Here is an 11,805-nt window from a genome sequence, read left to right on the forward strand (position 1 = left end):
GGACCGTCTGGGGGCTGTCCCTAGCGGCGGGTGGGCGCGGCTAGCGGGCGATGACTTCAAGGGTGCGCCCGGTGCTGCGGGGGCCGAGGAGAGCCACGTCGAGGCAGAGGATGCCTAGCAGTACAGCCTCGCCAGCGAAGACGGCGACCGCTCCCAGTGAGTGCAGGACAGGCAGGGCGACAAAGGGGAGAATGGCGCTGACCAGGCGGCTCAGGCTGTAGGCGATGCCGACGGCAGTGCCGCGCATGCGCGTCGGGAAAATCTCCGCCTGATAGATGTGGAAGGCGTTGGAAAAGATATTGCTGACAGTGGTGAGGAGGAAGCCGGAGATGACCAGGACAACGGCGGAGGTGGCGAAGCCGAAGCTGAGGCCGAAGAGGGCGATCAGCAGAGCAGAGATGACAATCAGCCATTTGCGTTCAACGCGCTCGACGAGGAAAATGGAGATAAAGGAGCCAAGGGGGTAGCCCAGAAAGCTGAGGGCCACGTAGCTCAGCGAGTTGACGACGCTGAAGCCTTTGGCGGTGAGGACGACGGGCGCCAGTGAGCCGAAGCCGTAGTAGCCCACGGTCTGCAGGATTTGGAAGATCCAGAGCATGATGGTGCGTTTGGCGTAGATACCGCTGAAGATTTCGGCGATGGTGGCCCGCGTCTGCGGCTCGACGACCACCGGCTGCGGCTCTGGTAGCTCTTTGAGGCCGTGCTCGCGCCTGACTTGCTCTTCAATGGCAGTGAGGGCGGCGTTGGCGGCGGCTTCGTCGCGGCGGATTTCGTACCAGCGCGGCGACTCGGGCAGGTTGCGGCGCAGCAGCCAGACGATGATGGCCCCCAGGGAACCGACGATGAGCAGCCAGCGCCAGCCGTCCAGCCCCAGGAAGCTGCCTCTGACGACGAAGCGCCCGACGAAGCCGGCCAGGGGGACGCCGAAGAAGCCCAGGGTATAGCACCAGGCCGTGTAGCGCCCGCGGGCATGGCGCGGGATCATTTCGCCCATGTAGATGTCGGTGAGGGGCGGCTCCGCTCCCAGGCCGATGCCGGCCAGGAAGCGAAAGATGACAACCCAGAGGAAGTTTGGAGCAAAGGCGGCGATGAGTGAGAAGAGGGAGTAGATCAGCAGGTCGATCATGTACATGCTGCGCCGTCCGATGTAGTCGGAGATGACGCCGAGGGCAATGGCTCCGATGAACATGCCGAAGAAGCCTGAGCCGATGATGAGGGCCGTTTCAAAGGTGGAGAGGTGGAAGAGGGGGGCCAGGACGGCGCCGAGGAGGCCTCCCAGGAAAATATCGTAGAGGTCGAAAAAGGTGCCGATGCCGAGTACAAAGCTGAGTCGGCGATGCAGTGAGGAGAGGGGCAGGCGGTCGATGCGTGAGGCGACTGTGATACGGGTGTCTGCTGTTTCCATTGGGCGTTTGCCTCCGTTGCAGTGATGGTAAGGATGCGCGTGCTCAGCGCGCGGTGGGCTACTCGCTCAGGGTGATCATCTCCAGGGAGCAGCCCAGGTCGCCCAGCGGTGGGCGCCATCAGGGTGACTGGCTGGTCCGCGTGTCTCTGCGCCTGGGTCTCTTTCACCTCCCCCGTCCTGCGGCTTCTGTTCACCCCCCTCCCTCACGTTCCCGCTCGTCTTGATTGTACTCTCTGCCGACTTCATATGTCTATATGGAGATAGGGCCAGGGAGCGGGTCGGGGGCGGCTATTCTCGCCAGGGTTATCCTGTGCTATAGTAATGGGTCGTGCTGTGCTCGTCGCGGTGCAGGCAGGCAGGCCGCGCCTGCTGGCACTGGGGCTGGCTGCTTCTGATTGGGAGAGTTCCACGTGCGAAGGGAGCTGCTCGGGAGCCGTGGCAGAATTGATCTGGCAGCAGAAGCATAATCCGTATGCGCAGGGGGTGCCGTCGGGACTGCGCTTAGAGACCTGTGAGCGGTTCCCGGGGGAGGCGGAGTCTGCGCCTGTGGGTGAGGAGGCTGGGAGCTGGGAGAATCGTTTGATTCACGGTGATAAGGAGCTGGTCTTGCCGGCGTTGCTGGGTGAGTTTGCCGGGGCGGTTGACCTGATCTATATTGATCCGCCGTTTATGACGGAGCGTACCTATCGCGGCAGGAGGGGACTGGCCTATCACGATCGCTGGCAGCGGAATCTTGATGCGTATCTGCAGTGGCTCTATGAGACGTTCTGGCTCCTCTACCGGCTGCTGGCTCCTCATGGGAGCCTGTATGTGCACCTGGACTGGCGCGCTGTCCATTTTGCTCGCCTGCTGTTAGATGAGGTCTTCCGTGAGGCTGCTGCTGCCGGCGGTGGTTTCCAGAACGAGATTATCTGGCATTATCATTCTGGGGGACGACCCCGGCGCTCGCGGGGTTTTGCGCGTAAGCATGATACGCTGTTGTTGTATACGCGCTCGCGCCAGTATTGCTTTCATGGTGAGCGGGTGGGTCCGCTGCGGGGGAGTGAGCGGCGCAATCATATGCGGCGCCAGGTGGAGGCCGATGGGCGCGTCTGCTGGACGATCCGTTCCGGGGGCCGTCTCTATCGCTATTACGAGGATGAGCCGATGACGCCCGCTGATGTCTGGTGCGATATCAGCCATCTGCATCAGCGTGATCCTGAGCGTAATGGCTACGCTACTCAGAAGCCGGCGGCGTTGCTGGAGCGCATTCTGCTGGCCTCTAGCGAGGTGGATGATCTGGTGCTTGATTGTTTCTGTGGCAGTGGGGTGACGCCCGCTGTGGCTGAGCGCCTGGGCCGGCGCTGGATCGCTTGCGATGGGAGTCCGCTGGCCATCGAGGTGACACGTGAGCGCCTGCTTCAGGTCAGGCCACGCCGCCCTTTCTGCCTGCAGCGCGTGGTGGCCGTTGAGTGAGGTGGGGTGGTGGGGTCTCGGTCCTGGTGGCTTGCTCTGGGGTCGCTGCTGTGTTATCCTGTAGAGAGAGCTTCTGTGTGGAAGTGTCTCTTTCTTCTCAGAAAGATGTAGCTCTCTCTTGTGCTCCTTATGTGTGTGGATGTGAGGAAAGGTGGAAAGAGGTGTGCTGCGCATGAATGTGAAGAGGTTGGTGATCCCTCATACGCCCCGCTATGAGAAAGGCGCCGTTGGTCGTCCTCTGCGCTTGCCGACGCATAACTATGGCTGGACGGGGACCTATCTGGTGACTTTGCAGGCTGAGCCGTATGCTCCCAGTTTCGAGGACCCGGCTCTGCGCCGTATTTTAGAGGAGACCTGGCAGGCGTTGCCGCGTCCTTTTCCTGGGCTGATTCTCGATACCTTTGTGATTGGGCCGCAGCGGGTGCAATTTATTCTTTCCTTCGAGGGCAATACGAATAAGGCGATGACGCTCGGGCGGGTGGTTGAGGCCTTTAAGTCGCTGGTGGCGGTGGCCTGGCTGGCTCATTTGGAGCAGGTGCGGGCGCCGAGTCCGACGCCGCCGTTGCGGATCTGGCAACGCTCCTATACCGAGCGCTTTCTGCATGATCCTCACGAGGTGGAGCAGGCGCGTGAGGCGCTGCGCAGCGGTGGTCTGTCGGCGGAGCCGCTGGCCGAGTAGTGGGCCGTAGGGGCCTGGGCGGGGCCGACGCCGATGGGCCAGAGGGGAGCAGATCAGGACGGTGAGCGTGAGGCCGGGCCGCAGGGGGCGCCGGGGCGCTGGCAGAAGGGTTTGACGCCTGGCAGGTACTGGCGATGGGCGGCCACCCAGCGATAGAGGCGCTCTTCGAGACAGGCGAGCGTCGGAAGACGGTAGAGGGTCTGGAAGAGGGGGAGGCCGATCAGAAGGTCGAGGATCTGGCTGATGGCTTGTGCGCCGCGGTAGTGTCGTCCGTCCGGGAGGAGGGTCCAGACGCTCTCTTCGCACTGGCGAACGCTGAGGCCGTAGCGCTCGGGCAGGCCTTCGATTTGGAATGGGAGGCAGGTCAGTCGTCGGCGCCAGTCCAGGCGCTGGATGAGTTCGGCGATGGCGGTGCAGAAGTCGCAGCTACCGTCAAAGATGACGAGCGGTTTGCAGGGATGGCGCTTGCTCTGCTCTGGCATGGCTTCCTCCGTCCGGTGAATGGCTGCCAGCCGGGGTCGTGGCCTGGCGTAGCGTAGCGTGGCGTGACCTGTCGCGCTCAGGTGAGCGGCTGCTTGCCCGGCTCGGGTGGGCGAGCGCGAGCCTGGCTCTCTCTGGTTACTAGAGTAGCATATCTCTGCCTGGGGTGGGGAACAGAGGCCCTCTGAGTCTGTCTCCGGTGGTCAGACTCAGAGGGCTTTGTAGAGCGGTGACCATACATAGCGTGGAAGGGAGACGCTGCAAAGAGGGTTATGCCGGCTCGTCTGGATCGCTTGCGTGATAGATTTCTTCAAGGGTCTGCTGGCGCGCGCGTCCGATGCGGTCAAGGCGTTTCTGGAACTGGGTCGTGGCGTAGGTGAGGTAGTCGTCAAGTTGCAGTTCGAAGGGCGGGTTCGCTTGGGTGGCGCGCGCTTCAAAGAGTTCGTTGATGACGCCCAGGGCGTAGGTGAGCAGCTCGCTCATGTAGGCCTGGATGACGTCCCAGAGACGCGGCTCTTGGGCGACCAGGCGCGAGAGGAGGAAGACGCCGTAGGCCAGGTGGCGTGATTCGTCGCGTTTGAGGTAGCCGACGCCCTGGCGCAGGCCCGGCAGGATGTTGAGGCGCTCGAGCATGTTGAAATAGGCGTGATAGCCGGTCTCGGCCAGGACACCCTCGACAATCATGTTGTAGACGACGCTGGCGCGCGCCTGGGCCTCGGGTGAGGGGTCGCTGAGGAGGGCGTGCATGCGCTGGGGTAGCTCTTCGTAGAAGATTTTGCGGTAGCTGGGGATGTGGTAGCGGTGGAGGTCGCTGTGTTCGTGGGCCACTTCGTCAAGGAAGCGGCGGAAGAATTCGGTGTGCTTGGCCTCTTCCCAGAGGAAGGTTGTCAGGTACATCTCTTCTTCTAGCCGGCCCTCGCGGGCGATGGTGAGGATGAGCGGGAGCAGGTCGAGGGTGACGCTCTCTTCGCCGGCCTGGAAGAGGGAGCTGAGATAGAGCAGGGTTTCGCGCTCTTCTTCGTTGAGGCGCTGCCAGTCCTGGATGTCCTGGGAGAAGTCGATGGCGCGCGGGTCCCAGATGCCGAGCTTTTTGGCTTTGTGGTAGAGGCGCATCGGCAGGATGTCGTGGCGTAGCCCGCGCTCGCTGGTGGTGATGAAGGCTGCATGTGTGGTCTGTGTCATGCTTGCCTGCTTTCTTGGGTGGCCCGACTGGCCTGACTGCCAGATCTGGGTTTTCATTGACTGACTACCAGTCAGTTATCTTTTTCAATGATACCTGTCCTGCCGCCTGGCTGTCAAGGGGCGCGACAGGCCTGTTGGTTGGGGTGAGTGGCCCGACGGCTGGCTCATTGGTCGTTGATGATGATGCGGATCTGATCAGGCCGTTGGGGCAGGTTGTGGCTGCCAAAGGGCAGACGGATCTGGACGGCGGCGATGCCGGGTTGGGAGCGCAGGTAAGTGGCGGCGACTTCGCTGCCGATGCCACGCAGGTTCTGCTGCCAGCGGGCGATGGTCTGGGGGCTGATTTGGTAGCTCCAGGTGCCGTGCACGCTGACGCTCAGGTAGATGATGCCGTGCTCGCCGCGCTGGGTGACTACGGGCGTGGAGGCACTGAGGCTGCGCGCTCGCAGGTGGTAGGCGCTCCCCAGGCTGCGCTGGGCCTGGCGGCTGAGGAGGTCGCTGGCGAGTTGGCGGGCCTGGGCCGGGTTGTAGGCGGTGGCGCTGCCTGTGACGCGCAGTTGGACCCGCACTTGTTTGGCCTGGCTGCCGGGGGGTGGGTCGGCCTGGATGTTGACCTGGTAGGCTGGTGGGCCTGCCAGGGTCTCGCCTGCTTTGAGGGCGGCTCGAAGCTGGTCGTTCAGTTGGCGCTCAAGCTGGGGCAGCAGGCTCGTTCGGACGCGCTCAAGGTCGGCCTGGGCCACGATGGGCACGGTCTGGCCGTCGCTGCCGCCGCTGAAGGCGCTGGGGTTGGTGACTTGGACCTGGGTCGGGCGTCCGCAGCAGGGCTGGTTGATGTCGCCGGCGGGGATGTTGCCCTGGGCGCCGGCGCTGAGGGCCTGGGCGGGAGCGCTGGCGGTGCCGTCCTGGTCGTCCTGGTGCGGTGGGACGGTGACGGTGGTCAGGAGGCGTACGCTGATGCCGGAGGTGCCGGTGAAGGTGCTGCCCTCCGGGATGGTGACCGGCTGCTGGCTGTGGTTGGTGAAGAGGAGGAGGCCGCGGGCGGGGCTGGCCGGGGTGGTGCGTGTGCCGCTGGTGGCGATGGTCTGGGTGAGGCTGCGGCTGGCGCTCAGGAGGCGCGCCGGGATCATGCGCGTGTCAGGGTCGGTGGCCTGGATCTGGGGCGAGGCCGTGAGGAGATAGGTGTCCTGGAGGGTGCGGCTCTGGACGCTGATGGTGACGATGGCGCTGGGGTCGGCGCCAAGGAGGGGAACGCCGGGCGGAAGTAGCCCCATGTTGAGGGCGCGCGCGGCGAAGAGGAGGAGCAGGATGGCGATGGTGATCAGGATGATGGCGATGATGAAGGAGAGTGAGCGCTTGCCGCTGCGCGCTGGCTGGCGCCGGCGTAGTGGAGGCTGTGGCTCTTCGGTGATGCGTTGGATGGCAGGGTAGGCTTGCCCGGCTGGGCGCGCCCGGCGCGGGATGGTCAGAGGCTCGGGCATGGGCAGGGCCATGGTGTGTGGCTCCTGGCTTAAGCGCGCTCCAGGTCGGGGCCGTGAGAGGGCTTCGGCTGTGATGTCGGGAAGGGTGGTGGCGGCGGCAATGTCCTCTTCGGGTGGTAGCTCTTCGATCTGTGGCTCTTCGGCGCCGCTGCCGCCGTAGGTGTAGTCCAGCGGGGGGAGCGGGCGCGAGTGGTGCAGCTCGCGTGGCTGTACGCTTGCTGCTTCGGGCCAGTCTTCTGGCCAGGTGGGGATGATGGGCGGCTCTGGCTCTTGCTGCGCTTCCTCCAGGGCTAGCAGGACGGCCTCGCGTAGGGCGGCTACGCTCTGAAAGCGCTCGTCGTCGCGCTTGGCCATGGCTTTGCGGACGACGCGGTCGAAGGCGGGTGGAATCTGGGGGTTGCGCCTCGAGGGCCGTGGAATGGGGGCCCGCAGGTGCATCTGGATGACTTTGATGTCGTCAGGGTCGTCGTAGGGTAGCTCGCCGGTGAGCATTTGGAAGAGCAGGACCCCAAGGGCGTAGATGTCGGTGAGGGTGGTGACGATGCCCCGCGTTTGTTCGGGGGCCATGTATTGGGGGGTCCCTGGTACCTGGTCAAGAGGAATGGGACGACCCGCCTGGCTCTCGGCCTGGCGGGCTGGCCTGACAAGGCCGAAGTCGGCCAGGTAGAGGTGGGGGACGCCGCTGCGCGGTAGCTCGAGCAGGACGTTGGAGGATTTGATGTCGCGGTGAACCAGTCCTTCGTCGTGAGCGTATTCGACGGCGTCGAGGAGCTGCAGGTACATGTCGATGAGTTCGTGCAGGTTGAAGGGGATCGGTTCGCGACCCGTGACGTGGGGCCGGTAGATGCGGCGCAGGTAGCTGGTCAGGGTGCCTCCGTCGATGAAGGGCATGACAAGGTAGAGTAGCCCTTGCTCCTCGCCGAATTCGATGAGAGGCAGGATGTGCGGATGGTGTAGACGGGCGATGGTGCGCGCTTCGCGGGCGAAGCGCCGGCGCATGTCGGGGTCGCTGGCGTAGTCGCCAAGGATGACTTTGATGGCGACGCGTCTGCCAAAGGCGGTGCGCTGGCGCCCTTCGTAGACGGCGCCCATGCCTCCGACGCGAATGCGCCGGATGACGTCGTAGTTGCCAAGCTGCCTGCCTTCCAACGCGAGCATGCCTGCGTCTCTATCCTTTCATCTGTGGCGGTGCGCAGCGGGCCTGTTGGCGCTCGCTGCCTCTTTCGCTTCGCTGGCCTTGGTGTTTTGCTCTGGCTGTCGTTTTATTGTACCACAGTCGTCGGCTCTTGACCTAGCTGTACGGACGTTTTGCTCAGCGGTGGTTTTTCCTGCCCGTTGACTTCTGCCAATGTCGCTGATGTTGCCTCTTGGGTCGCTAGGTGCTGTTTTCGATGATGATGGCGATAAAGGCCGGGTCGCTGGGAAGCTGGCCACTGTCGCTGCGGGCCATGCTGATGTCCGCTTGCTTGATGCCGGGCTGTCGCTGCAGGAGTTGTAGAGCCTGGCTGCGGCTTTTGCCGGCGATGAGTTGGGCCAGGTGCTGTTGTGTTCCCTCTGTGAATCGATACGTCCAGCGTCCTTCTGCTTTCACGGTGACGATGAGGCGCCCGCTCTGGGGATCGTTGAGGCTGGCGTCGACGATGGTGCTGTTGATCTGGCCCACCAGGCTGTAGGCCGGTCCGGGGTCGTGGGTGGCTTCCCGGCGGAGGAGGGCCGCCGCCATGTCGAAGGCGGCTTGTTGGTTATAGGCTGCGCCGCTGCAGGTGATCACCAGGCTGACGGTGACGCGGGTGGCGTGGTCGCCCGCGCGATGGTCGCTTTTGATGTTGGTGCTGCAGTTGGGACCGACGACGCGCTCTCCGCTGTGAACTTGCCGCTGAAATTGTTGCTGGGCCTGGCTCAGCAGGTTGGCTTTGAGCGGGTTGACGACGTTGTCGATGTCGCTCTGCTGGACGTAGGTGTAGGGCTGCGGGTCTTGCCCACCGGTGAAGGGACCGCTGATAGCCTGGATTGCCAGGGCCTCGTCGCAGCAGTATTGGTTTAATGCCCCAGCCGGTAGATTCCCGATGCTGCCTGGCTGTAGAACATGGGCAGGGACAGTGCTGGTAGCCCGGTGGTCGAGGTCAGGACTGGGAGGCATCGAGGCTGCTTCATCGGTGACGATGCTGATTCCTCCCCCCACCGCTAGAATGGTTCCTTTGGGGACAGTCTGAGCAAGACCTGTGCCGTTGTAGAACGTAATCGTCCCATGTGCCTGGGTCCCGGCTGTCATACCGTGGCCCGTCGCCTGAACCGTCTTCGCCGGTGAGCTGACCGTCGCACTCAGGCGGCGGGCCTGAATCTGGCGCTGGGCGGCGTCGGGCTTCCCTGTCACGCCCGTGATCAAGTACTGGCGCGTCAGCAGCACGCTGGCCGGCGTGATGTGCACCGTCGCCAGCGGGGCCCCGATGGGTAGGGCGGTCCCCAAGGGGCCAAGCGCTAGCGGGTCGGCGTAGGCCACGAGCAGGCCCGCTAGCAGCATGAGCAGCAGCGCCGCGATAACTGCCGCTATCAGCCCCCGCCTGCGCGTCGCCCGGGCCTTGTTGGGCTGGCGCTCCCGTGGCTTCATGGCAGGCAATGCGGCTTGCTGGGCGAGCAGGCTTCTGGCGCTCTGCCTGGGACCGCCCAGCGGCTGCTCTGGGAAGATCTGGCGGCTGTTGGCCCGGCGCGCTGGGGCCGCGAGCGGCTGCTGTCCTTCGTTGCGCTCTGCGGGCAGTCCCCGCCTGGCTTGCAGCCGACGCAGGTGCGGGAAACGCTGCCAGGTCTCGCGCTGCCTGGCCCCGCGCGGGGCCAGGCTCTCAGAGTGGTGTGCGCTGGGTGGTAGGGACCGCGTTGCCTGGTTGATGAGCCGCTCTGGTTGCTCTTGCGGCTCATCCTCGGCGACCAGCATTTCTGTGACTCCGCCGGCGCCGGGGGTGAGCTGCGCTGCTGGCTCGCCCCAGATGGCTCCTGGCCAGACTTCGGAGGCTGCCCGCTGCGCCGGGGTCCCCGCGCCGGCCAGCAGGGCCGCGACGAACTCGCTGACGGAGGAATAGCGCTCTTCGCGCTCTTTGGCCAGCCCGCGCAAGATGGCCGCTTCGACTGCCGGCGGTAGGTGAGGGTTGAGGTGCCGCGGCGGTTCGGGCGCTTGCTCGACGTGACAGTGCATCAGAGCCAGCGGTTCTTGTTCTTCGAAGACCCGCCGCCCCGTGCTTAGCTCGTAGGCGATGCAGGCAAGTGCGTATTGGTCGCTGGCCCGGCTCACTTGCCCACGGAATTGCTCGGGGGCCATGTAGGCCGGGGTGCCGCTCAGGCTGACAGCCTCCAGGCTGCGCGAGGAGAGCAGCAGGGCCATGCCGAAGTCCGCTAGCAGGGCTTTGCCGTCGGCGTCAAAGAGGATGTTCTCCGGTTTGAGGTCGCGGTGAATAATGCCGCGCTCGTGGGCGTACTGCAGGGCCGCCCCGATCTGTCCGATGATCTGGAGGATTTCCTCCAGGGGAAGGGGTCGCCCTCCTACCTGGCGCAGGCGCTGGCGCAGCGAGCCGCCCGCCGCGTAGGGTGTGATCAGATAGGGAAATTCCTCTTGATCGATGCCTGCGTCGAGGAGAGGCAGGATGTGCGGATGGTTGAGCTGCTCTAGTAGCCGGGTTTCGGCGATGAACTGTTCCCGCGCTTCGGAGGAGTCCAGTGGTGTCTGCAGGTGCTTGAGTGCAACCAGGGACCAGCGGGCCAGAATGCGGTGTCGTGCCAGGTAGACGGTGCTGAAGCCGCCTCGGCCCAGTTTGCGGATGAGTTCGTAGTCACCGATGATGCGCTGGCCATCTTCCCGGCGCTCCCTGGATTCTCTGGGTTCTTTGTTTTGCCCCATAGACGAAGCCCTCCCCGGTTCGTCGGGCGGACCACTTCCCTACTTTACTTCTGACAGCTTCAGTTTGCCAATTGTATTCATAATAGGACACGGTTTTATTGCCGGATTTTGACCAAGACAATGGCTTACCGTTCGGATAAGGAACGGGGTGCGCCGGCCATGCCAGTGGTCCTGGCAGCCGCTCGCCTGCTCTGGCTTTTGGTTAGCCTTTGCCGGTGGTTGCGGGAGTGCCTGGGCCGGGTGTGGTGGGTGCTGTGGTGGGCGGGCTGCCTGGCCCGCTGCTGGCGCTGGGGACCGGCGTTAGCCCGCTCACGCTGTTGATGGTGATGGTGATCTGGTTGGCATCGTTGGGCAGGCGATCGCTGCCGTGGGCGATGGCGATGTCGGCCTCTTTGATGCCGCTCTGCCGCTGCAGGAGCTGGAGGGCCTCACTTCTGGTTTTGCCGGCGATGAGGCGCGCCAGGCTCTCTTTGTGTGCGCCGTCGAACTGGTAGGCCCACAGCCCTTCAGCGGTGACGGTGATCGAGATGCTGCCCTTCTCGGGTCCGCTGTTGATGGGTGTGGCGCCGCTGATGCTGGTCATGATCTGGCCTGCGGGGGCGTAGTCGCTCCCCAGCGTTTTGCTGGCTTCCTGGCTGAGCAGGCTGGCGCCCAGACGTAGGGCCGCTTGCTTGTCGAAGGCTTCGCCGCTGCAACTGGCCGAGACGGTGACGGTGACGCTGCTGGCGTGGTCGCCGGCCTGGTGGTCGCTTTTGACGCTGGTGCTGCAGGTGGGCTGGCTGATGAGCTGCTCGCCTGGGCGAAGCTGGCGCTGAAATTCTTGCTGGGCCTCCTGGGTCAGGCTGGCTTTGAGCGGGTTGGCAACGCTGTCGATGTCGCTCTGCTGGACAAAGGTGTAGCTCTGCGGGTCCTGCCCGCCGGTGAAGGGGCCGCTTATGGCGCGAATCGATAAGTCAGTAGAGCAGCAAAGCTGGTTGATTGCTCCAGCGGGTAAATTGCCAGCGCTGCCGGCCTGTACGACGTGGGCTGCCCCACTGGCAGAGGTAGGATTGTCGACGTCGGCGGGTGGCAGGCTGACAGGTTCATCGGTTACGACCTGCAAGCCCCTGACATTAAAGACTGTCCCTTTCAGAATCGTCTGCCATATTCCGACAGCGTGTCTAAACGTAATCGTCCCCCTGGCCTGCACGCCGGGTGTCTGGCCGTGGCCCGTCGCCTGAGCCGTCTTCGTCTGCGCCGC

General features: G+C 64.2%; 8 protein-coding genes. 2 read left to right on the plus strand and 6 right to left on the minus strand.

Going from position 1 to position 11,805, the window contains the following annotated elements:
• Positions 1-40 precede the first annotated feature (40 nt).
• Positions 41-1,405 carry an MFS transporter gene (locus IRZ24_RS10495; RefSeq protein ID WP_297163640.1) on the minus strand — a complete coding sequence of 455 codons (1,365 nt, stop codon included), beginning with the start codon at positions 1,403-1,405 and terminating at the stop codon, positions 41-43.
• 435 nt (positions 1,406-1,840) lie between these two features.
• On the opposite strand from IRZ24_RS10495, the gene IRZ24_RS10500 reads away from it, so the two are divergent.
• Positions 1,841-2,860, plus strand: a complete 1,020-nt coding sequence (locus IRZ24_RS10500; RefSeq protein ID WP_297163643.1) for a site-specific DNA-methyltransferase — start codon at positions 1,841-1,843, stop codon at positions 2,858-2,860.
• A 172-nt stretch (positions 2,861-3,032) separates the two neighbouring features.
• Positions 3,033-3,539: a hypothetical protein gene (locus IRZ24_RS10505; protein ID WP_297163645.1), complete on the plus strand. Its 507-nt coding sequence runs from the start codon at positions 3,033-3,035 to the stop codon at positions 3,537-3,539.
• A gap of 53 nt (positions 3,540-3,592) precedes the next feature.
• Here the strand turns inward: IRZ24_RS10505 and IRZ24_RS10510 are convergent, their stop codons facing one another.
• The 5 genes from IRZ24_RS10510 to IRZ24_RS10530 all read right to left on the minus strand — a co-directional run.
• Complete coding sequence (locus IRZ24_RS10510) at positions 3,593-4,021, minus strand: thiol-disulfide oxidoreductase DCC family protein (RefSeq protein WP_297163648.1); 429 nt, start codon at positions 4,019-4,021, stop codon at positions 3,593-3,595.
• Between the two features lie 268 nt (positions 4,022-4,289).
• The gene (locus IRZ24_RS10515) at positions 4,290-5,201 is read right to left on the minus strand and encodes a R2-like ligand-binding oxidase (protein WP_297163651.1); all 912 of its coding nucleotides are present in this window, start codon (positions 5,199-5,201) and stop codon (positions 4,290-4,292) included.
• A gap of 164 nt (positions 5,202-5,365) precedes the next feature.
• Positions 5,366-7,837 (minus strand): protein kinase, encoded by a 2,472-nt coding sequence (locus tag IRZ24_RS10520; protein WP_297163653.1) that lies wholly within the window; start codon positions 7,835-7,837, stop codon positions 5,366-5,368.
• Between the two features lie 217 nt (positions 7,838-8,054).
• Positions 8,055-10,565 carry a serine/threonine-protein kinase gene (locus IRZ24_RS10525; RefSeq protein ID WP_297163656.1) on the minus strand — a complete coding sequence of 837 codons (2,511 nt, stop codon included), beginning with the start codon at positions 10,563-10,565 and terminating at the stop codon, positions 8,055-8,057.
• A 202-nt stretch (positions 10,566-10,767) separates the two neighbouring features.
• Positions 10,768-11,805: baseplate J/gp47 family protein (locus tag IRZ24_RS10530; RefSeq protein ID WP_297163658.1), on the minus strand; the 1,038-nt coding region annotated here is incomplete at its 5' end.

The organism is Thermogemmatispora sp., assembly GCF_019683755.1.
In the GTDB taxonomy this organism is placed as follows: Bacteria; Chloroflexota; Ktedonobacteria; order Ktedonobacterales; family Ktedonobacteraceae; genus Thermogemmatispora.